15 protein-coding genes are annotated in these 21,347 nt (G+C 59.3%); 4 read left to right on the forward strand and 11 right to left on the reverse strand.

From position 1 onward, the window contains the following. Positions 1-127: 127 nt before the first annotated feature. From sdhA to sdhC, 3 genes are read right to left on the reverse strand one after another with little or no spacing between them, the layout of a single operon-like run. Positions 128-1,903: a succinate dehydrogenase flavoprotein subunit gene (gene sdhA, locus ACIPIN_RS03385; RefSeq protein ID WP_401115281.1), complete on the reverse strand. Its 1,776-nt coding sequence runs from the start codon at positions 1,901-1,903 to the stop codon at positions 128-130. Positions 1,904-1,906: 3 nt separating this feature from the next. Beyond that, complete coding sequence (gene sdhD, locus ACIPIN_RS03390) at positions 1,907-2,275, reverse strand: succinate dehydrogenase, hydrophobic membrane anchor protein (protein WP_401115284.1); 369 nt, start codon at positions 2,273-2,275, stop codon at positions 1,907-1,909. Further along, complete coding sequence (gene sdhC / locus ACIPIN_RS03395) at positions 2,269-2,643, reverse strand: succinate dehydrogenase, cytochrome b556 subunit (RefSeq protein WP_054615726.1); 375 nt, start codon at positions 2,641-2,643, stop codon at positions 2,269-2,271. Before sdhC ends, sdhD begins: the two co-directional genes overlap by 7 nt. A gap of 363 nt (positions 2,644-3,006) precedes the next feature. Here sdhC and gltA point away from each other — a divergent pair, with 363 nt between their 5' ends. Then, positions 3,007-4,296 (forward strand): citrate synthase, encoded by a 1,290-nt coding sequence (gltA, locus tag ACIPIN_RS03400; RefSeq protein WP_401115287.1) that lies wholly within the window; start codon positions 3,007-3,009, stop codon positions 4,294-4,296. A 267-nt stretch (positions 4,297-4,563) separates the two neighbouring features. On the opposite strand, the gene ACIPIN_RS03405 is transcribed toward gltA, so the two are convergent. From ACIPIN_RS03405 to ACIPIN_RS03415, 3 genes are all read right to left on the reverse strand, one after another. Continuing rightward, the gene (locus ACIPIN_RS03405; RefSeq protein ID WP_401115290.1) at positions 4,564-6,222 is read right to left on the reverse strand and encodes a cation acetate symporter; all 1,659 of its coding nucleotides are present in this window, start codon (positions 6,220-6,222) and stop codon (positions 4,564-4,566) included. Beyond that, positions 6,219-6,530, reverse strand: a complete 312-nt coding sequence (locus tag ACIPIN_RS03410) for a DUF485 domain-containing protein (RefSeq protein ID WP_401115293.1) — start codon at positions 6,528-6,530, stop codon at positions 6,219-6,221. Before ACIPIN_RS03410 ends, ACIPIN_RS03405 begins: the two co-directional genes overlap by 4 nt. Before the next feature lie 282 nt (positions 6,531-6,812). Continuing rightward, positions 6,813-7,664 (reverse strand): glycine betaine ABC transporter substrate-binding protein, encoded by an 852-nt coding sequence (locus tag ACIPIN_RS03415; protein WP_401115296.1) that lies wholly within the window; start codon positions 7,662-7,664, stop codon positions 6,813-6,815. Positions 7,665-7,952: 288 nt separating this feature from the next. Here ACIPIN_RS03415 and ACIPIN_RS03420 point away from each other — a divergent pair, with 288 nt between their 5' ends. Beyond that, positions 7,953-9,548, forward strand: coding sequence for a glycosyl hydrolase family 17 protein (locus tag ACIPIN_RS03420; protein ID WP_401115298.1), 1,596 nt, complete (start codon positions 7,953-7,955; stop codon positions 9,546-9,548). Between the two features lie 84 nt (positions 9,549-9,632). Here ACIPIN_RS03420 and ACIPIN_RS03425 read toward each other — a convergent pair whose 3' ends face one another. Next, positions 9,633-10,004 (reverse strand): hypothetical protein, encoded by a 372-nt coding sequence (locus ACIPIN_RS03425; protein WP_401115301.1) that lies wholly within the window; start codon positions 10,002-10,004, stop codon positions 9,633-9,635. Between the two features lie 366 nt (positions 10,005-10,370). Between ACIPIN_RS03425 and ACIPIN_RS03430 the strand changes: the two genes are divergently transcribed. Together ACIPIN_RS03430 and ACIPIN_RS03435 are read left to right on the forward strand one after the other, a co-directional pair. Beyond that, positions 10,371-11,669 carry a serine/threonine protein kinase gene (locus ACIPIN_RS03430; RefSeq protein WP_401115303.1) on the forward strand — a complete coding sequence of 433 codons (1,299 nt, stop codon included), beginning with the start codon at positions 10,371-10,373 and terminating at the stop codon, positions 11,667-11,669. Next, positions 11,662-12,453, forward strand: coding sequence for a VacJ family lipoprotein (locus tag ACIPIN_RS03435; RefSeq protein ID WP_401115306.1), 792 nt, complete (start codon positions 11,662-11,664; stop codon positions 12,451-12,453). The genes ACIPIN_RS03430 and ACIPIN_RS03435 overlap by 8 nt, the downstream gene beginning before the upstream one ends. Positions 12,454-12,593: 140 nt before the next feature. On the opposite strand, the gene ACIPIN_RS03440 is transcribed toward ACIPIN_RS03435, so the two are convergent. From ACIPIN_RS03440 to ACIPIN_RS03455, 4 genes are all read right to left on the reverse strand, one after another. Beyond that, entirely contained in the window at positions 12,594-13,508 is a 915-nt protein-coding gene (locus tag ACIPIN_RS03440; protein WP_401115308.1) for a DUF808 domain-containing protein, read from the reverse strand. Between the two features lie 70 nt (positions 13,509-13,578). Then, positions 13,579-15,144, reverse strand: a complete 1,566-nt coding sequence (locus ACIPIN_RS03445; RefSeq protein ID WP_401115311.1) for an efflux transporter outer membrane subunit — start codon at positions 15,142-15,144, stop codon at positions 13,579-13,581. Next, the gene (locus ACIPIN_RS03450; protein WP_401115314.1) at positions 15,145-18,270 is read right to left on the reverse strand and encodes an efflux RND transporter permease subunit; all 3,126 of its coding nucleotides are present in this window, start codon (positions 18,268-18,270) and stop codon (positions 15,145-15,147) included. Positions 18,271-18,275: 5 nt separating this feature from the next. Beyond that, the gene (locus ACIPIN_RS03455; RefSeq protein ID WP_401115836.1) at positions 18,276-21,341 is read right to left on the reverse strand and encodes an efflux RND transporter permease subunit; all 3,066 of its coding nucleotides are present in this window, start codon (positions 21,339-21,341) and stop codon (positions 18,276-18,278) included. Between the last annotated feature and the right edge of the window lie 6 nt (positions 21,342-21,347).

Genomic DNA, 21,347 nt, shown 5'->3' on the forward strand with positions numbered 1-21,347 from the left:
ATGAAAAGCACAACCACCACAAAAACGAATTTAAAAACACTCTATACCTACAATACCATCATCAAATCAGAAGCGTCCTGATCAGGGTTGTAGCGATAAACACTGACTTGCAACATGGCGGCCACCCTTAATAAGTCCGAATCTTAGGTTCAAAAGTCGGAACAGTCTTCGGCGAGAAGTTCACGGCACGCTTGGTAACGCGCTTGTCACCCGGGAAGTACAGGGTGTGGCACAGCCAGTTTTCGTCGTCGCGGTCTTCGTAGTCTTCACGGGCGTGAGCACCGCGGGACTCTTTGCGGATTTCTGCAGCAATGGCAGTAGCTTCGGCCACTTCCAGCAGGTTTTGCAGTTCCAGCGCTTCGATACGAGCGGTGTTGAACGCCTGGCTCTTATCGTTGATCTTGACGTTGGCGATACGACCACGCAGATCAGCCAACTGAGCAATACCCTTCTGCATGTATTCACCGGTACGGAATACACCGAAGTAGTTCTGCATGCAGCTTTGCAGCTCTTTACGCAGGGTAGCGACGTCTTCGCCTTCGGTACGCGAGTTCAGGCCATCGAGACGAGCCAGGGCTGCGTCGATGTCGGACTGGCGAGCACGGGTGTAGTCAACACCTTCTTTCAGGGTCTGCTCCAGGAAGATACCGGCGGCACGGCCGAATACCACCAGGTCGAGCAGCGAGTTGCCGCCCAGACGGTTGGCACCGTGAACCGATACGCACGCCACTTCACCTACCGCGAACAGACCAGGAATGATCTGGTCAACGCCGTCGGCGTCCTGAGTGATTGCCTGACCATGAATGTTGGTGGGAACGCCGCCCATCATATAGTGGCAGGTCGGAACAACCGGGATCGGCGCTACGGCCGGATCGACGTGAGCGAAGGTCTTGGACAATTCCATGATGCCTGGCAGACGACTGTGCAGAACTTCTTCACCGAGGTGATCGAGTTTCAGCATCACGTGGTCGCCATCCGGGCCGCAACCGTTGCCGGCGATGATTTCCTTAACCATCGAACGGGCAACAACGTCACGACCGGCAAGGTCTTTGGCGTTCGGAGCATAACGCTCCATGAAACGCTCGCCATGCTTGTTGATCAGGTAACCGCCTTCACCGCGGCAGCCTTCAGTAACCAGTACACCGGCGCCGGCGATGCCGGTCGGGTGGAACTGCCACATTTCAATGTCTTGTACCGGCACGCCAGCACGCAGAGCCATGCCGACACCGTCACCGGTGTTGATCAGGGCGTTGGTGGTGGACGAGTAGATACGACCTGCACCGCCAGTCGCCAATACGGTGGCGTTAGCGCGGACGTAGGAAGTTTCGCCGGTTTCGATGCAGATCACGATCATGCCGACAAAGGCACCATCTTCGTTCTTCACCAGATCGACGCCGTAGTATTCGTTGAGGAATACGGTGCCGGCCTTCAGGTTGGCCTGGTACAGGGTGTGCAGCAGCGCGTGACCGGTACGGTCGGCAGCGGCGCACGTACGGGCAGCCTGGCCACCTTTACCGAAGTCTTTCGACTGACCGCCGAACGGACGCTGGTAGATGCGACCCTGTTCGGTACGGGAGAACGGCAAGCCCATGTGCTCGAGCTCGAAGACCGCTTCCGGACCTACGGAACACATGTATTCGATAGCGTCCTGGTCACCGATGTAGTCGGAACCCTTGACGGTATCGTACATGTGCCAGCGCCAGTCATCGTTCGGATCCGCGGACGCGATGGCGCAGGTGATGCCACCCTGTGCGGATACGGTGTGCGAGCGAGTCGGGAAAACCTTGGTGACAACGGCAGTCTTGTGACCGCCCTGTGCCAGTTGCAGCGCAGCGCGCATGCCAGCACCGCCGCCGCCAATGATGATGGCGTCGAACGAAAGCGTATTTACTGAGTTAGACATGAATCAGATACCCCAAAGAATCTGCACACCCCAGACGAAGTACGCGAACATCGCGACGCCGCATACCGCCTGGAAGAGGAAACGTACTGCAGTCGCGGACTTGCCCAGCGCCATTGGCGTCAGGTAGTCGGTCGCGATGGTCCACATGCCGACCCAGGCGTGAGCGCCCAGGGCAACGAGAGCCAGGAGACTGAAAATACGCATCCAGTTGTGTGCGAACAGTTCATGCCATTGGGCGTAGCCAAGGCCAGGGTGCGCAACGACGTATCCGATCAGGAAGATGAAATATGCCGCGAGAACGACCGCAGACACACGTTGTGCCATCCAGTCATAGAGGCCCGAACGCGAAAGGTTCGTAACGTTGGTTACCATATCCAAACTCCTGCCAGAACGATTACCACCACGGAAACGGCGATAACGATTTTCGAGCCCAGTTTGCCGCCTTCCAGCGTCTCACCGATGCCCATGTCCATGATCAAGTGGCGCACACCGGCGACCAAGTGATACAGCAAGGCGGACAGGATGCCCCAAATCACTAGCTTGGCTAGCGGACTGGTCAGACACGCTTTCACCTGACCGAAGCCTTCTTCTGAGCTCAGCGATTTGTCCAATGCGTAAAGCATGATGGCCAGGCTGACAAAGAGGATGACACCGGAGATACGGTGAAGAATGGACGTGTAAGCAGTGACTGGGAGTTTGATGGTCCTTAGGTCTAGGTTTACAGGTCGTTGGCTATTCACGGCTTTTTTTCACACTGAAGAGCCCCTAACAATCAGGGCAAAGTTGTTGGGGAGTGCACTGGTCAGGTAACCACCACCCAGGGAGTGCGACCCCCATTAAAGCAGGCCCAAAAGCCCCTGGCGGTCGGAGGCCGAGTATAGACAGTTAGGCTACTAATGACAACGCAAACACCTTCCCCTAATAGCTCATTGCGCAACCGGGATAAAAGGCGTAAATGGCAGGTAATTTCGAGGAAAAAGTCCGGTTAAAGCCTTCTGGAGCAAGACTTTAGTCAAATTGACATTCGAATTTATCTCACTATAGTGGTGCGGGCCCTGCGTGGGGGGTCTGTCTGATGATTTCAAGCATAAATAGGAGGCCACATGGCTGACAAAAAAGCGCAGTTGATCATCGAGGGCGCAGCCCCCGTCGAGCTGCCCATTTTAACCGGCACCGTTGGTCCCGATGTAATCGACGTTCGGGGCCTGACGGCCACGGGCCGTTTCACTTTTGACCCGGGTTTCATGTCGACCGCCTCTTGCGAGTCGAAGATTACCTATATTGACGGCGACAACGGCATTTTGTTGCACCGCGGCTACCCGATCGAGCAACTCGCCGAAAAGTCGGACTATCTGGAAACCTGCTACCTGCTGCTCAACGGCGAACTGCCGACCGCAGAGCAGAAGGCCCAGTTCGTCAGCACCGTCAAGAACCACACCATGGTTCACGAGCAACTGAAGACCTTCTTCAACGGCTTCCGTCGCGACGCCCACCCAATGGCCGTCATGTGCGGTGTAGTCGGCGCCCTTTCGGCCTTCTACCACGACTCCCTGGATATCAATAACCCGCAGCATCGCGAAATTTCCGCGATCCGTCTGGTTGCCAAGATGCCGACCCTGGCAGCGATGGTTTACAAGTACTCCATGGGTCAACCCATGATGTACCCGCGCAACGACCTGTCGTACGCGGAAAACTTCCTGCACATGATGTTCAACACCCCGTGCGAGATCAAACCGATCAGCCCGGTACTCGCCAAGGCCATGGACCGGATCTTCATCCTCCACGCCGACCACGAGCAGAACGCATCGACCTCCACCGTACGCCTGGCAGGCTCGTCGGGTGCCAACCCGTTCGCCTGTATCGCTGCCGGTATCGCTGCACTCTGGGGCCCGGCTCACGGCGGTGCCAACGAAGCAGTGCTGACCATGCTCGACGAAATTGGCGATGTCTCGAACATCGACAAGTTCATCGCCAAGGCCAAGGACAAGAACGATCCGTTCAAACTGATGGGCTTCGGTCACCGGGTTTACAAAAACCGTGACCCACGCGCTACCGTCATGAAAAAGACCTGCGACGAAGTACTCAAGGAACTGGGCATCCAGAACGATCCGCAACTCGAACTGGCCATGCGCCTGGAAGAGATCGCCCTGACCGACCCGTACTTCATCGAGCGCTCGCTGTACCCGAACGTCGACTTCTACTCGGGGAACATCCACAAGGCGATCGGCATTCCAACCAGTATGTTCACCGTGATCTTCGCCCTGGCGCGGACCGTTGGCTGGATCTCCCACTGGAAAGAAATGCTCTCCAGCCCGTACAAGATTGGCCGTCCGCGCCAGCTGTACACCGGCTACGAGTCGCGTGACATCACCCGACTTGAAGACCGCAAGTAAGACCTGTCTTGCGATAACGTCTTAGCTACACCGGAAACGGCCTCTGCTTCTTACAAGAGCAGAGGCCGTTTTTGTTTGTGCCACCCCCTGTAGGAGCAAGGCTTGCCCGCGATGGCATCACCACGGCACATCTGACAGACCACGGTGATGCCATCGCGGGCAAGCCTTGCTCCTACGGGTAGAGCTCAACAAAAATGCCCCGATCTCTCGACCGGGGCATTTCTATTTAACGCAGCTTATATATAGACGCTTATACAACTCTATACGTTAGTGCGACACCGCCCCACTCGCCCCCAACCCGGTCTGCGAGCGAACGAATTGCGGGAAGAACAGCGCCCGCTCATTGTCGGCCGCAGCGGACTTGTCAGTAATGGAGAAGAACCAGATCCCGACAAAGGCAATGGTCATCGAGAACAGCGCAGGGTACTCATACGGGAAGATCGCCTTCTCGTGCCCCATGATCTGCACCCAAATGGTTGGACCGAGAACCATCAAACCTACCGCACTGACCAGCCCCATCCACCCGCCGACCATCGCACCGCGAGTGGTCAGCTTCTTCCAGTACATGGAAAGCAGCAGCACCGGAAAGTTGCAGCTGGCAGCGATCGAGAACGCCAGACCCACCATGAACGCAATGTTCTGACTTTCGAACAGAATACCCAGAACAATCGCCAACACGCCCAAGGCGATGGTGGTGATCTTCGAAACACGGATCTCATCTTTCTCGTTGGCCTTGCCCTTCTTGATCACGCTGGCGTACAGGTCGTGAGACACCGCCGTGGCTCCGGCCAGGGTCAGACCGGCAACTACCGCCAGAATGGTGGCGAATGCCACAGCCGAGATGAAACCGAGGAAGATACTGCCGCCCACCGCATTGGCCAGGTGCACCGCCGCCATGTTGTTACCGCCCAACAGCGCCCCCGTAGCGTCCTTGAAAGCCGGGTTGGTGCTGACCAACAGGATCGCGCCGAAGCCAATGATGAACGTCAGGATGTAGAAGTAGCCGATGAAGCCAGTTGCATACAGCACGCTTTTGCGAGCTTCTTTAGCATCACTCACGGTGAAGAAGCGCATCAGGATATGCGGCAGGCCAGCGGTACCGAACATCAACGCCAGGCCAAGGGAGAATGCTGAGATCGGGTCTTTCACCAGGCCGCCCGGGCTCATGATTGCTTCACCTTTAGGGTGAACCTTGATCGCCTCGGAGAACAGCGTGTTGAAGTCGAAGTTGACGTGTTTCATCACCATCAGCGCCATGAACGAGGCACCGGACAACAACAGCACAGCCTTGATGATCTGCACCCAGGTGGTCGCCAGCATGCCGCCGAACAACACATAGAGACACATCAGGATCCCCACCAGAATCACTGCAACATAGTAATCAAGACCGAACAGCAGCTGGATCAGCTTGCCGGCACCGACCATTTGCGCGATCAGGTAGAACGCTACCACCACCAGTGAACCGCAGGCCGACAGTGTGCGGATCTGGGTTTGCCCAAGGCGATAAGACGCCACGTCGGCAAACGTATACTTGCCCAGGTTACGCAGACGCTCGGCGATCAAAAACAGAATGATCGGCCAGCCCACCAGGAAGCCGATCGAGTAGATCAAGCCATCGTAGCCGGACGCGAATACCAGTGCAGAAATCCCCAGGAAAGACGCCGCCGACATGTAGTCACCGGCAATCGCCAGACCGTTCTGCAAACCAGTAATCCTGCCACCCGCCGCGTAGTAGTCGGCCGCCGACTTGTTGCGCTTGGAGGCCCAGTAGGTGATGCACAGCGTTGCGCCAACGAACACCACAAACATCAGGATCGCCGAAACGTTGAGCGGTTGCTTGTGCACTTCACCGGTGAGCGCCTCGGCAGCCCAAACTGCCGGTGCGAAGGCTGCAATGCCTAAAGCTGCCAATAGACGCCGGATCATTGCTGAGCCTCCTTGAGAATCGCATTATTCAGGTCGTCGAATTCGCCATTGGCGCGTCGTACGTAGATGGCCGTCAGGACGAAGGCCGACACAATCAGCCCTACCCCAATCGGTATTCCCCAGGTAATCGATGACCCAGGGCTGATCTTCGCCCCCAGCAAATGCGGCCCGTAAGCAATCAGAAGAATGAATCCGGAGTACAGCCCAAGCATGATCGCCGAAAGAATCCAGGCGAACCTTTCCCTCTTACGAACCAGCTCCTTGAAGCGCGGGCTGTTTTGAATCGAGAGGTAAATGCTGTCGTTCATTGTTTTTATCCTCGCAGCACAGATTATTGTTGGAACGTATCCACTCTATGCGGCTGCAGAACAGGTTCCAGACGACCTTAGTATTAGAACGACATGACCATTTCGCCAATTTTGAGTCGATAAAAAACGAGACTCCAACAAAAATACAAAAGCCACCCAACATCAATGTAGGAGCACGGCTTGCCGGCGATGGCGTCCTTAAGACCGCATCGCGAGCAAGCTTTGCTCCTACAGAGATATCAGGTGGCCCTGGAAAGTACTGACTAGACGCGTTAGATCAAATTACTTGGTCCACTCGGCGACGCGTTCCGGGTGTTTGGCCACCCAGTCCTTGGCCGCCACTTCAGGCTTGGCACCATCCTGAATGGCCAACATGACTTCGCCAATTTCGTCTTTCGACGACCACTGGAAGTTCTTCAGGAATTTCGCGACTTCCGGCGCTTTGGTCGCCAGTTCTTTGCTACCGATACTGTTCACGGTTTCAGCCGCGCCATAAACGCCTTTCGGGTCTTCCAGGAAGCGCAGTTTCCACTTGGCGAACATCCAGTGCGGCACCCAACCGGTGACAGCGATGGATTCGTTTTTCTTCTCGGCACGGGTCAGCTCGGCAATCATGCCGGCACCGGAACTGGCCTTGAGGGTGTAGTTGCTCAGACCGTAGTCCTTGATCGCCTGATCGGTCTTGAGCATCACGCCTGAACCGGCGTCGATGCCAACGATACGACCTTTGAAGCTCTCGTCGGCTTTAAGATCGTCGATGGTCTTGGCCTTGACGTACTCAGGCACGATCAGACCGATTTTCGCATCCTTGAAGTTCGGGCCGTAATCGACGACCAGATCCTTGTTTTTCGCCCAGTATTCGCCGTGGGTCACTGGCAGCCAGGCTGACAGCATCGCATCGAGTTTGCCGGTGGCCACACCCTGCCACATGATCCCGGTGGCCACGGCTTGCAGTTTCACGTCGTAGCCGAGCTTTTGCTTGATCACTTCAGCAGCCACGTTGGTTGTGGCAACGCTGTCCGACCAGCCGTCAACATAACCGATAGTCACTGCCTTGCCTTCGGCGCTGGCCACAGTAGAACTGATCGCCAGAACCAAAGCCGCACCTGCGCCCAAGAGTCGTCGCATCTTCATCGTTACTTCCCCGAAAGTGCTGCGCCCGACGGATGCCGAGCAGCGTCAACGTATTGTTATGGTGCACAGCGCCCCCATCACGCCTCACCGCAAACTCGTTCGAACATCAGCGGAGTACTGATGCCTCGATAATCAACCTCGCGCCCAAGGCAACCTGCTCTGACTGCGACCTCAAGGCGTCGAGAAACGACATCAGAACGCCAGCAACCGCACCCTGCAAAAATACCTCTGGGATTCCCGCCCGAACTTTGCATGTCAAAATCATGCAGGTCACCAAGCACGGGACAAATGCAGGTAAGATGCGCGGCTTTGTTCCCAGACGGCCTGACCATGCCCGCCACCTCGCGTTTCCCTTTCTTCGCCTATCTATTTGCCTGCCTGCTTGGCCTGTTTGCCCTTGGTGGTTACTGGTACGGGCTCGGCCAACCGGTGGTGCTGCCGGACGTGGCCAGTGCCACGCACAAATTGCAGTGCGCCTCGTACACGCCGTTCGATAAAGACCAATCGCCGTTCGATCAACCGTTCAATCTGCGCCCCGAGCGCATGGACGCCGACCTCGCGCTGCTGGCAACCCGCTTCGAGTGCATTCGCACCTATTCGATGACCGGCCTGGAAGCGCTGCCGGATCTGGCGCGCAAGCATGGCCTGAAGCTGATGATCGGCGCTTGGGTGAACAGCAATCCGGTGGACACCGCCAAGGAAGTCGATCTGCTGATCGCCGAGGCCAACGCCAACCCGGACGTGGTCAGCGCCGTGATCGTCGGCAACGAAGCGCTGCTGCGCAAGGAAGTCACCGGCGCGCAGTTGGTGAAGCTTATTGACAAGGTCAAAAGCCAGGTCAAACAGCCCGTCACTTATGCCGATGTCTGGGAGTTCTGGCAAAAGCACCCGGAAATCGCTCCGGCGGTGGACTTCGTGACCATCCACTTGCTGCCGTACTGGGACGATTACCCTTCGAACATCGACGTCGCCCTGCAGCAAGTGGCCGCAATACGTCAGACGTTCGGCAAAATGTTCTCGCCCAAGGAAGTGATGATTGGTGAAACAGGCTGGCCGAGCGAAGGCCGCCAGCGCAAAACGGCCCTGCCGAGCAGGGTCAACGAAGCCAAGTTCATTCGTAGTTTTGTGGCTATGGCCGAGCAACAAGGCTGGCACTACAACCTGATCGAGGCCTTTGACCAGCCATGGAAACGCGCCAGTGAAGGTGCGGTCGGCGGTTACTGGGGGCTGTTCGATGCAAACCGTCAGGACAAGGGCGTACTGGCAGGTCCAGTCACCAACTTGCCGTTCTGGCCACAATGGCTCGCCGTCGGCGGCCTGATCTTCCTCGGTACGCTGATACTTGGCGGCCGTGTGCGCAGTACTCGCGCGGCGTTGATGTTGCCACTGCTCGGTGCGGTCGCTGCGTGCTCCATTGGCACCTGGGGTGAGCTGGCTCGCGTCACCAGCCGCTTTGCCGATGAGTGGATCTCGGCCGCGCTACTGACCGGCCTGAACTTTTTGGTACTGGCCCACGCGGCGTTGTTCCTCAGTGCCAGAACCGGTTGGCGTGAACGCGCCTTCAATGCGCTGGAACGTCGTGCCGGCTGGCTGCTCGCTGCTGCGGGGTTCGCTTGTGCAGTGATGATGCTGGCGCTGGTGTTCGAACCGCGCTATCGCAGCTTCCCAAGCGCCGCCCTGCTGCTGCCGGCGCTGGTCTATCTGATTCGCCCGGTCAGCGCACCGCGTCGGGAGATTGCACTGCTGGCCTTCATCATCGGCGCCAGCATTGCCCCGCAACTGTACAGCGAAGGCCTGTTAAATCAGCAAGCCTGGGGCTGGGCGCTGGTTTGTCTGCTGATGGTTGCCGCGCTGTGGCGCAGCTTGCGGGTTCGCAACACCTGATAAACAGCAAAAGATCGCAGCCTCCGGCAGCTCCTACGATGAACACCATCTACCGTAGGAGCTGCCGCAGGCTGCGATCTTTTATTACTGAACGCCGCGTGGCGCGCGGACCAACCGCAACCCCGCGATCACCACGGCAAATACCGCAATGCCGGTGTTGTACAACGCCAATGCCGGAAACCCGAACACCAGCGCCAACACCGCCAGCCACCAGCCCGCCCGGCCCGGCACTACAAAGCCGAGCACCGCCGCCGCCAATGCAGCCCAGCCCATCACCTTGAAGTGAATCATCAGGCCGAGGGTCGAACGCGCCTGGCATTCCCAACGGCTCGCCTCATCGACGCAGAGACCGACCCATTGGGCATCCTCCATCAGGATATAACGCAGGCCATAACTGGCGGCCAGCCACAGCGGCAAGGCGATAAGCAAAATAATGACGGGCAGACGGCGAGACATGAAGCACTCCGATAAACGAAAACGGCGCCCAGCTTAATCGCCCGCCAGCGGTAAGCAAGCAAGACCATCAGAAAACTGTTCAGCCAATAGCTGCAAAGTGTATCGTCACGCCACTATTGATCCGAATTCAGCCTCTTTGGTGCCGCTGCATGGCACTTTGGCGCAATGCCTGTGGTCATAGCCTGCGAACCTCATTAGGCTCTGTACGGAAACTGTCTGCGCGTCGACCAGGCTGCGTTAAAAACAGGCTCGGAATGCTCATTTAGGGGCCTAAACTCCGCTTCCTCGCCTGTTTTTGCCTTGCCTGATCGCCGCTCGACGAGTTTTCGTACAGACCCTAGGCACCTTCCTTTAAGGGATTTAGTCATGCTCCGTTCCCTGCGCTTCGCTGCCTTGTTTTGCGGCCTTGTTTTGAGTGCATCCGCACTGGCGGCAGACATCGACGCCGTCAGCTATGGCTACCCCTTGACCAACCCGTTCGAGGCGACCATCGCCACGACCCCGCCGGAGTTGCGTCCCGAGTTGCCGTCCAACGACGAGATCCACCAGTCGGATTACACCCTGACGTTGCGCCCGGAACGCGAGTTCGACCTGCCGGACAATTTCTGGGCAGTGAAAAAACTCACCTACCGCATGGCCACACAGGATCACCCCGCACCGCTGATATTCCTGATCTCAGGCACCGGCGCGCGCTACGACAGCAGCATTAACGAATACCTGAAAAAGCTCTACTACAAGGCCGGTTATCACGTTGTTCAACTGTCCTCGCCGACCAGTTTCGACTTCATGAGCGCCGCGTCGCGCTTCGCCACCCCAGGCGTGTCCAAGGAAGACGCCGAGGACATGTACCGCGTGATGCAAGCGGTTCGTGCGCAAAACCCGAAGCTGCCGATCACCGATTACTACCTCACCGGCTATAGCCTGGGTGGACTGGATGCGGCGTTTGTCAGCAAGCTGGATGAAACCCGACGCAGCTTCAACTTCAAGAAAGTCTTGCTGCTCAACCCTCCGGTCAACCTCTACACCTCCATCACCAACCTCGACAAACTGGTACAAACCGAGGTCAAGGGCATCAACAACAGCACCACCTTCTATGAGCTGGTGCTCAACAAGCTGACCCGTTACTTCCAGCAGAAAGGCTACATCGACCTCAACGACGCGCTGGTCTACGACTTCCAGCAATCGAAACATCACCTGACCAACGAACAGATGGCCATGCTGATCGGCACCTCGTTCCGCTTCTCGGCGGCCGACATTGCCTTCACCTCGGACCTGATCAACCGTCGCGGCCTGATCACCCCGCCCAAGTTCCCGATCACCGAAGGCACCAGCCTCACGCCATTCCTCAAGCGTGCGCTGCAATGTGATTTCGACTGTTACCTCACCGAGCAGGTGATCCCGATGTGGCGCGCCCGCACCGACGGCGGCAGCATCTTGCAGTTGATCGACCAGGTCAGCCTCTACGCACTCAAGGACTACCTGCACGACAGCCCGAAAATCGCCGTGATGCACAATGCCGACGATGTGATCCTCGGCCCGGGCGACCTCGGTTTCCTGCGTAAAACCTTCGGCGATCGCCTGACGGTTTACCCTCACGGCGGCCATTGCGGCAACCTCAACTACCGCGTCAACGCCGACGCCATGCTGGAGTTCTTCCGTGGCTAAACATTTCCTTTTTTTCGCTGCGTTACTCTGCGCAAGCGGCTATGCCAATGCCGATAACAGCAAGGCCAACTCCACGACTGTGGTTGATCAGGACGGTTTCACCGAGCCCATGACCAAACTCAAGTTCAACCCAGGGCTGGACCAGCGCGAGTTCGAACGCTCGACCCTGAGTGCACTGAGCGTTTATGACCCATTGGAATCGTGGAACCGTCGGGTCTACCACTTCAACTATCGCTTCGATCAGTGGGTGTTCCTGCCGGTGGTCGACGGTTATCGCTACATCACCCCAAGTTTCCTGCGCACCGGCGTCAGCAACTTCTTCAACAACCTGGGTGACGTGCCCAACCTGGTGAACAGCCTGCTGCAGTTCAAGGGCCAGCGCTCGATGAACACCACCGGGAGACTGTTGCTCAACACCACCCTCGGCATCGGCGGCCTGTGGGACCCGGCCACCGCCATGGGCCTGCCGCGCCAGGTCGAAGACTTCGGCCAGACGCTGGGCTTCTACGGGGTTCCAGGCGGCGCCTACCTCATGCTGCCGATCCTCGGCCCATCAAACCTGCGCGATACCGCCGGTCTTGCGGTCGACTATACGGCGGAGTCGGCGATCAACTTCCTCAACGTGTCGAAAGTCAGCGAAAACCATCCGGAAATCTGGGTCCTGCGCGGCATCGACAAGCGCTACCAGACCAACTTCCGCTACGGCCAGATGAACTCGCCGTTCGAGTACGAGAAAGTGCGCTACGTGTACACCGAAGCGCGCAAGTTGCAGATCGCCGAGTAAACCGATCGGCAACAAAAAAGGCCATTCGATGCAGATCGAATGGCCTTTTTTATTTAGAAGCAGATCAAAAGATCGCAGCCTGCGGCAGCTCCTACGCCGAGCGCATTTCTCTGTAGGAGCTGCCGCAGGCTGCGATCTTTTCAGCCTTTGACAGCCCGCCAAACCTTACTCACCACCATCACCCCCGCCAGCACCACCGCACCCGCAACGATCCCCGCTGCCGCGTTGAGCAAGCTCGGCACGATCCACGAGATGCCGGCCGCGCCTTGGCTCACGCCTTCGATCCAGTGATGCACCACCGGTACGCCATGGGTCAGGATCCCGCCGCCGACCAGGAACATCGCCGCCGTACCGATCACCGAGAGGCTTTTCATCATGTACGGCGCGGCGCGCAGGATGGCGCCGCCGACGCTTTTGGCCATTTGCCCGGGTTTCTGGGTCAGCCACAGGCCAAGGTCGTCGAGCTTGACGATGCCTGCTACCAGGCCATAAACGCCGACGGTCATGACGATAGCGATGCCTGAAACCACAATCACTTGCTGCATTAGCGTTGCACCGGCCACGGTGCCCAGGGTGATGGCAATGATTTCAGCCGAAAGGATGAAGTCGGTGCGCACCGCGCCTTTGATCTTGTCCTGCTCGTACGCCACCAGATCAGTCGCAGGGTCAGCTACGGCTTCGATCAATTGCGCGTGTTCCGCCTGATCTTCAGCCTTGCTGTGAAGGAATGTGTGCGCGAGCTTTTCGAAGCCTTCGAAACACAAATACGCGCCACCGACCATCAGCAGCGGCGTCACCAACCAGGGAATGAATGCACTGATGGCCAGCGCCGACGGCACCAGAATCAGTTTATTGCGAAACGAACCCTTGGCTACGGCCCAGACCACCGGGATTTCCCGCTCGGCGCGCACACCGGATACCTGCTGGGCATTGAGCGCCAAGTCGTCGCCGAGCACGCCGGCGGTCTTCTTCGCGGCCATCTTGGTCATCAGCGCGACATCGTCGAGTACGGCGGCGATATCGTCGATCAACACCAGCAAACTGCTTCCTGCCATGGATCAGGCTTCCCTACACAAAAAAAGTGCGCGGAGCATAACGCGCTCGGTGCGAGGGAAGCGAGACACCTCAGCGTGCGGCTTGAGGGCCGGATGGCTCTTGCCAGCCTCCGCCCAGGCTCTGGAACAACGCGACGCTGCCCTGACTGAGCAAGCCTTGGGTATCGCGCAGACTCTGCTCGGCTTGCAGCAAGACCAGTTGCTGAGTCAGCACAGTTTGCTGACTGACGGTGCCCGCGCGCTTTTGCGCCTCCTGACTGCCGAACAACTGCTGGTTGCGCTGGTAGATCTGCTCGAAGGCCTGGGCCTGGGTGTGCAGATGATTGATCGCCGAGAGGTTGTCTTCAACGTTTTGCAATGCGCCGAGCACCGTACCGCGATAGTTCGCGACATCCTGATCGTAACTGGCCCGGGCCTGCTGCACTGCAGCTTCCCGGGCACCGCCCTCGAAAATCGTTTCGGCCAGCGCCGGGCCGAGGGTCCAGACCCGGTTCGGCACGCTGAACAGACCGCCCAGCGCCGTACCGCGATAGCCGACCTGACCGGTCAGATTCAGCGTCGGGAAAAACGCCGCCTCGGCCACGCCGATCTTCGCATTCGCCGCCGCTGCCGCACGCTCGGCGGACACTACATCGGGACGGCGCTGCAACAGACTCGACGGCAGGCTCAGCGGCGGCATGGGCAGCACGAAGCGGTAGTTCGCCGTGGGCGGCAGATTGAATTGCGCAGGCGCCACACCCACCAGCACCGCCAGCGCATGCTCGAACTGCTCACGCGAGCGCTGTGCGGTTTGCAAGCCAGCGACCACGCTGGTCAACTGATCCTGGGCGACCAGCAATTGATCGTTGGACGCGGTGCCTTGCACGGTCTGAACCTGAATCATCGTCAGTAACTGCTGATTGATCGCCTGCTGCTGTTGCAACAGGCCGACGTCAATGTCCAGCTGACGCAAGCCCAAATAGTTACTGGCGACACTGGCGCTGATGGACAGGCGCACGCCCGCCAGCAACGCATCGGACGCCTGGGCCGATGCCTGACTCGACTCGATCCCACGCCGCACCAGGCCCCACAGATCCGGCTCCCAACTGGCGCTCAAGGTGGCGCTGACCGTTTGCACGACACCGCCAGAACTGCTGCCAGATGAGGTACTCGTGCCAGTGCTGCTACTGCTGCTACTGCCGCCTCCGCCAACACCCCGCGATCCGGACAACCCGACGCCCACCGTCGGCCACAACCCGGCCCGGCTCGACGCCACCTGAGCCTGCGCCAGACGATAGGCCGCTTCTGCGGCAATGATCGATTGGTTGGCCCTGGCTGAGCGCGCAATCAGATCATTGAGGATCGGGTCCTGGTATGAAAGCCACCACTGGCTGTCCAGCGCCCCCTGCGGATTGGCCTGCGCACGTTGCCATTGCGCACCTTCCTTGAAGCTCGTTGGCAATTCGATGGCCGGTTTGTGATAGTCCGGGCCGACCATGCAGCCGCCAAGCGTCAGACCAAAGACAATCACTGCCCACCGTAGCAGCTGCCGAAGGCTGCGTTCGATCGCGCAGCGGTCGCCAAAAGGCTGACGGCGACTTCGTCCCCGAACGCAGGCTTCGCCAGCTGCTACGAAGGATTTGTGTTCGCTGCTCATTCACGTCTCCTCGCGCCGGCGCCCCAGGCGCCTGGACGCCCGATCGAGCCAGAGATAGATCACCGGGGTGGTGTAAAGCGTCAGCATCTGACTGAACACCAGCCCGCCAATAATCGAAATGCCCAGCGGCCGACGCAGCTCCGAGCCATAGCCACTACCGAGCACCAGCGGCAACGCGCCGAGGATCGCGGCCAGCGTCGTCATCATGATCGGCCGGAAGCGGATCAGGCACGCCCGGCGAATCGCCTCCTTGGCATTGAGCCCCTGCTCCCGGCGCTCGCTGATCGCAAAGTCGATCATCATGATCGCGTTCTTCTTGACGAGGCCGATCAACAAAATCACCCCCACCAGCGCAATGATCGACAGCTCGGTGCCGGTCAACAACAAGGCAATCAGCGCTCCCACGCCGGCCGACGGCAAGGTCGACAGGATGGTCAACGGGTGCGTCAGGTTTTCGTAGAGGATGCCCAGCACGATATACACCGACAACAACGCTGCGCAGATCAGCAACGGCTCGCTGGCCACCGACGACTGAAACACCTGAGCCGTACCGGCGAATTGCCCGACCACGCTGGCTGGCATTCGCAGCTGTGCCACGGCGTTGTCCACCAATGCCGTGGCCTGGCCGATGGACACACCGGACGACAGGTTGAACGACGCCGTCACCGCCGGAAAAGTGCCTTGGTGACTAATGGAAATGGCTGTGCGATCCACCGAGTAATCGGCCAGCGCCGACAACGGCACCAACTGCGGGTTGGCGCTGGCACTCAGATTCGGCACGACGCTGCTGCCCCTGCTCACCGCGACCGTGCCGACCGGCACATAGATCGAGGTGAGCGTTGCCGGGTCGGTCCAGTACCGCGGCGCCACTTCCATCACTATGTGGTATTGATTGGCGGCGCGGTAAATGGTCGAGACCTGGCGCTGACCAAAGGCGTCGTACAGGGTCTGGTCGATGGCCGAAACGCTGACCCCGAGCCGTGCCGCCGCATCGCGGTTGATCTTCACGTTGGCCAGCAGGCTGTTGTCCTGCTGATCGGTGTTGAGGTCGGTCAGTTGCGGCAACGCATGCAACCCCGCCAGCACCTTGGGCACCCATTCATCCAGCGCGCTCTGGTCATCGGCGGTCATCGTGTACTGGTACTGCGCGCCACTCTGGCGACCACCGACGGTGATGTCCTGGGACGACTGCAAATACAGGCGCGTGCCCGGCATCTCGCCGAGGGTATGACGGATTTGCGCGATCACCTGATCGGCGCTGTCTCGGCGCTCGGCCAGCGGCTTGAGGGCAATGAACAACTGTGCAGTGTTGATCGCCCCGCCACCGCCCCCACCACCGCCGACAAAACCGCCAACTGTCAGCACGTTCGGGTTGCCCAGTACCTTCTGGTTGATCTCCTTGAAACTGCGTTGCATCGCCGCGTAGGAAACGCTTTGTGGCGCCACGATGCTGCCGGACAAACGCCCGGTGTCTTCCTGTGGAAAGAAGCCCTTGGGCACCAGCACATACAACACACCGGCAAACACGATCACCAACAGCGTAAGCAAGCCCATTAGCATCGAGTGATCGATGACCCAGCCGAGGGTACGGTCGTAAAACCGGTGAAATCGCGAATCGGGTTGATCGCTGTCCTTCGCCGCTTGCTCCTGAGTACGCAGCAATACGCTGGACAGCATCGGCGTAACCGTCAGCGAGATCAGCATGGAAATCATGATCGCCACCGACAACGTGATTGAAAACTCACGAAACAGCCGCCCGACAATCCCGCCCATCAGCAGTAATGGAATGAACACCGCCACCAGCGACACGCTGATGGTCAGTACGGTGAAACCAACCTCCTGCGCGCCCACCAGGGCTGCGTGCAGACGACTCTCGCCTTTTTCCAGGTGACGCATGATGTTCTCGACCACCACGATCGCATCGTCCACCACGAACCCGGTGGAAATAGTCAGCGCCATCAGCGACAGGTTGTTCAGGCTGTACCTAAGGAAATACATCGCCCCAAAGGTGCCCAGCAACGACAACGGCACGGCAATGGCCGGCACCAGGGTGCTGCGCCAATCGCGAAAGAATCCGAACGTCACCAGCGTCACCAGCACAATTGAGACGATCAGCGACAACTCGACATCGTGCAGCGACGCACGAATGGTGGTGGTGCGGTCCATCAGAATATTGAGTTTGATGCTCGCCGGAATCGAACTTTGCAGGAACGGCAGTTCGGCTGTCACCGCATCCACGGCACTGATGACGTTCGCCCCTGGCTGCTTGAACACCACCAGCAGCACCGCCGACTTGCCGTTGGACAGACCGAAATTGCGCAAGTCCTCGACGTCTTCGCGTACGTAACCAAGGTCGGAAATGCGCACCACATCGCCGTTGTGCTGCTTGACCACCAGCGGCGCGTAATCGTCCATCCTGTAGAGCATGTCGTTAGCCGCAATGCCCTGGGATTGTGTCCCTACGGCCACAGAGCCCTTGGGCAAGTTGGCATTCGAAGATGCGATCACCGCCCGCACCTGCTCCAGGCTGACGCCGTAGTGGCTGAGCCGATCCGGGTTCAGCTCGATACGCACCGCCGGCAAGGCGCCGCCACCGACCGTCACATCACCGACGCCGCTGGTTTGCAGCAAACGCTGTGCAAGCAGGGTTGAGGCGACGTCGTACATTTGCCCCGGCGTGGCGCTGTCCGAGGTCAGGCTGATGACCAGGATCGGCGAATCGGCGGGGTTCACCTTGCGGTAGGTCGGGTTGCCCGACAGGTCACTCGGCAGGTTGGTTCGCGCCGCGTTGATCGCCGCCTGCACGTCCCGCGCAGCGCCGTTGATGTCGCGGTTCAAATCGAATTGCAGGTTAATCCGGGTCGCGCCCAAGGTACTGGACGAGGTCATCTGGGTGACGCCGGCGATCTGTCCGAACTGGCGCTCCAGTGGCGTTGCCACCGAACTGGCGACGGTGCTCGGGTCAGCGCCGGGCAGCGATGCACGGACGCTGATGGTCGGAAAATCCACCTCTGGCAATGGCGCCACCGGCAGCAGCAAAAACGCCAGGATGCCGGCCAGCGCCAGCCCTGCCGCCAGCAGAGTGGTGGCAATCGGGCGCTGGATGAACGGCGCACTGAGGTTCATCGCCGTCAGCCTTCAACGGCCGGACGCCGCCCACTGAAGCGACGTTCCACCCGATGCATGGCGAGGAAAATCACCGGCGTGGAGAACAGCGTCAGCAATTGACTGAGCAGCAGCCCGCCGATGATCGTAATCCCCAGCGGATGCCGCAGCTCGGAGCCGATCCCGGTGCCCAGCGCCAACGGCACTGCACCGAACAGCGAGGCCATGCTGGTCATCAGAATCGGCCGAAAACGCAGTTCGGCCGCCTGCCGGATCGCCGCCAGCGGGCTCAAGCCGCCCTTGCGCTCCAGTTCCAGGGCGAAGTCGACCATCATGATGCCGTTCTTCATGACGATGCCGATCAGCAGCACGATGCCGATCAGGCCAATGATGTCGAACTGCGTGCCGGTGATCAGCAGCGCCAGTAACGCCCCCAGTGCCGCCGACAGCAGGGTCGAGAGAATCGTCACCGGGTGCACGAAGCTTTCGTAAAGAATCCCCAGCATCAGGTACACCACGACAATCGCCGCGAGCACCAGAAACACCTGATTGGATAATGACGCCTCAAAGGTCGCCGCCGCGCCTTCCAGCGATGCTTGCACGGTCTGCGGCAAGCCGAGTTGCGCCTCGATGTTCTTGAGTTGGTTCACCGCTGCGCCCAGGGTCTGGCCGGGCGCCAGGTTGAATGACACGTCGGCGTAGGGAAACTGCCCGAGTCGATTGATGGTGATCGGCGTACGCACCACCTGCATGCTGGCCATACTCGACAGCGGCGCCACCCCGCCACCCGGAATGTTCACGTAAAGACCGGTGAGCAGGTCGGCCAGATTGTGCGGCGGATGATCGGTGGCCAGAACCACGTGATATTGATTGAGCTGGGTGTAGAGGGTCGACACCTGACGCTGGCCAAAAGCGTCGTACAGCACCTCGTCGATGGCTTGCGGAGTAATGCCCAGGCGCGAGGCGGTGGCGCGGTCGAAGGTCAGCTGAATCTGATTGCCGAACTGCAACGCCTGGCTTTGCACGTCGGTGAACATCGGGTCGTGCTTGAGCGCGGTCAGCAGCTTGCCGGTCCACAGCGCCAGCACCTCCGGATCGATGGCTTGCAGGCCGAGTCGATAGCTGGTGGTCGACACCGTGGCATCCAGTGTCAGGTCCTGCACTGCGTGCAAGTACAGCCGAATGCCGGCGTCATCGCTGTTCGCATCAGCAAGCCTGCGGATCACCGCCGCACTGCTGTCGCGCACGCCGCGAGGCTTGAGGTTGATCAGCAGGTTGCCCTGGTTGATCGTCGGGTTGGTCTGGTCGATGCCGACAAAGGACGACAGGCTCTCGACCGCCGGATCACGCAGAATCCTCGCTGCCAGTCGCTGCTGCTCGACCTGCATCTGCTGGAACGAAATGGTCGGCGAAGCCTGGGAGATGCCCTGAATCAGCCCGGTGTCCTGTTCGGGAAAAAAGCCCTTGGGCATGACCACGATCATCAACAGGGTCAGCATCGCGGTGCATACCACCGAGATCAATGTCAGCAACTGGTGCTCCAGCACCCAATCCAGACCGTGCAGGTAGTGACCATTGATCCGGTCGAAAAAGTCGACCCGCCGCTCCTGCTGCCGGGGCTTGAGCATCCGCGCGCACATCATCGGTGTCAGGGTCAGCGAGATCAGCGTAGAAATAATGATCGTCACCGCCACGGTCATGGCGAACTCGCGAAACAACCGCCCCACCACATCCCCCATGAACAGCAGCGGGATCATCACTGCAATCAGCGCCACCGACAGCGAAATGATGGTGAAGCCGATTTGCGCCGAGCCCTTGAGTGCGGCCTGAAATGGCGGCTCTCCGGCCTCGATGAAGCGCGTGATGTTTTCGATCATCACGATGGCGTCATCGACCACAAAACCGATGGCGATCGTCAGCGCCATCAGCGTCAGGTTGTTCAGAGAGAATCCCAACGCGTAGGCCACCGCCAGCGTACCAACCAGGGTCAGCGGCACCGTCACCGCCGGAATCACCGTCGCCGGAATCTCACGCAGGAACAGAAATATCACCAGCACCACCAGCACCACCGCGACCGACAGTTCGTACTGCACGTCGGTGACCGAGGCGCGGATAGTCTGGGTACGGTCGGTGAGCACCGCGACCTTCAAGGTGCCGGGCAGGCTGGCGCGCAACTTGGGCAGCAGTTGCTGAACCCGGTCGACCACATCAATCACGTTGGCCCCGGGCTGGCGCTGGATGTTCAGCAGAATCGAAGGTGTGCTGTTGGTCCAGGCCGCCTGACGCGGATTCTCCGGTCCCTGAATGGAACTGGCGATTTGCGCCAGACGAATCGGCGCGCCGTTTTTATAGGCAATCACCAGATCGTGATATTCATCCGCCGATTGCAGCTGATCGTTGCCGCCAATCGAGTACGCCTGGAACTTGCCATCGATATTGCCTTTGGCCTGATTGACGTTGGCATTTCCCAGTGCCGTGCGCAGCTCTTCCAATGACAGACCCAGGTTGTTCAGCGCCGAGGTGTTGGCCTGAACCCGCACCGCCGGGCGTTGACCGCCGCTGATGGTCACCAGACCGACACCGGTAATTTGCGAGATTTTCTGCGCCAGTCGAGTATCGGCAAGGTCTTCGATTTTGGTCAGGGGCAACACGTCGGAGGTCAGCGACAGGGTCAGCACCGGGGCGTCCGCCGGGTTGACCTTGCTGTACACCGGCGGGTACGGCAGGTTGGTCGGCAGAAACGTCCCGGCCGCGTTGATCGCCGCTTGCACCTCTTGTTCAGCGATATCCAGCGACAGGGCCAGATCAAATTGCAGGGTAATCACCGAGGCGCCGTCGGAGCTGGTGGAGTTCATCGATTTGAGCCCCGGCATCTCGCCGAGCTGACGCTCCAGTGGCGCGGTGATCGACGAACTGACCACCTGCGGACTGGCGCCGGTGTATTGGGTAAATACCTGAATGGTCGGGTAATCGACCTCGGGCAGCGCCGACACCGACAGCAAGTGATAACCCAGCATCCCCAGCAGCAACACTGCCACCATTAACAGCGTGGTGGCGACCGGCCGCTCGATAAAGGGCCGCGAGACGTTCATGGCTGG

This window comes from Pseudomonas sp. NPDC087697, assembly GCF_044743155.1.
Taxonomy (GTDB): Bacteria; Pseudomonadota; Gammaproteobacteria; order Pseudomonadales; family Pseudomonadaceae; genus Aquipseudomonas.

What these genes read in the sequence shown, in the direction of transcription:
- ACIPIN_RS03420 (WP_401115298.1), top strand. Translation starts at nt 7,953, where the DNA reads ATGCAGGTAAGATGCGCGGCTTTGTTCCCAGACGGCCTGACCATGCCC.
- ACIPIN_RS03405 (WP_401115290.1), bottom strand. Translation starts at nt 6,222, where the DNA reads ATGATCCGGCGTCTATTGGCAGCTTTAGGCATTGCAGCCTTCGCACCG.
- ACIPIN_RS03455 (WP_401115836.1), bottom strand. Translation starts at nt 21,341, where the DNA reads ATGAACGTCTCGCGGCCCTTTATCGAGCGGCCGGTCGCCACCACGCTG.
- ACIPIN_RS03445 (WP_401115311.1), bottom strand. Translation starts at nt 15,144, where the DNA reads ATGAGCAGCGAACACAAATCCTTCGTAGCAGCTGGCGAAGCCTGCGTT.
- ACIPIN_RS03440 (WP_401115308.1), bottom strand. Translation starts at nt 13,508, where the DNA reads ATGGCAGGAAGCAGTTTGCTGGTGTTGATCGACGATATCGCCGCCGTA.
- ACIPIN_RS03430 (WP_401115303.1), top strand. Translation starts at nt 10,371, where the DNA reads ATGCTCCGTTCCCTGCGCTTCGCTGCCTTGTTTTGCGGCCTTGTTTTG.
- ACIPIN_RS03450 (WP_401115314.1), bottom strand. Translation starts at nt 18,270, where the DNA reads ATGAACCTCAGTGCGCCGTTCATCCAGCGCCCGATTGCCACCACTCTG.
- ACIPIN_RS03410 (WP_401115293.1), bottom strand. Translation starts at nt 6,530, where the DNA reads ATGAACGACAGCATTTACCTCTCGATTCAAAACAGCCCGCGCTTCAAG.
- ACIPIN_RS03415 (WP_401115296.1), bottom strand. Translation starts at nt 7,664, where the DNA reads ATGAAGATGCGACGACTCTTGGGCGCAGGTGCGGCTTTGGTTCTGGCG.
- ACIPIN_RS03425 (WP_401115301.1), bottom strand. Translation starts at nt 10,004, where the DNA reads ATGTCTCGCCGTCTGCCCGTCATTATTTTGCTTATCGCCTTGCCGCTG.
- sdhD (WP_401115284.1), bottom strand. Translation starts at nt 2,275, where the DNA reads ATGGTAACCAACGTTACGAACCTTTCGCGTTCGGGCCTCTATGACTGG.
- gltA (WP_401115287.1), top strand. Translation starts at nt 3,007, where the DNA reads ATGGCTGACAAAAAAGCGCAGTTGATCATCGAGGGCGCAGCCCCCGTC.
- sdhA (WP_401115281.1), bottom strand. Translation starts at nt 1,903, where the DNA reads ATGTCTAACTCAGTAAATACGCTTTCGTTCGACGCCATCATCATTGGC.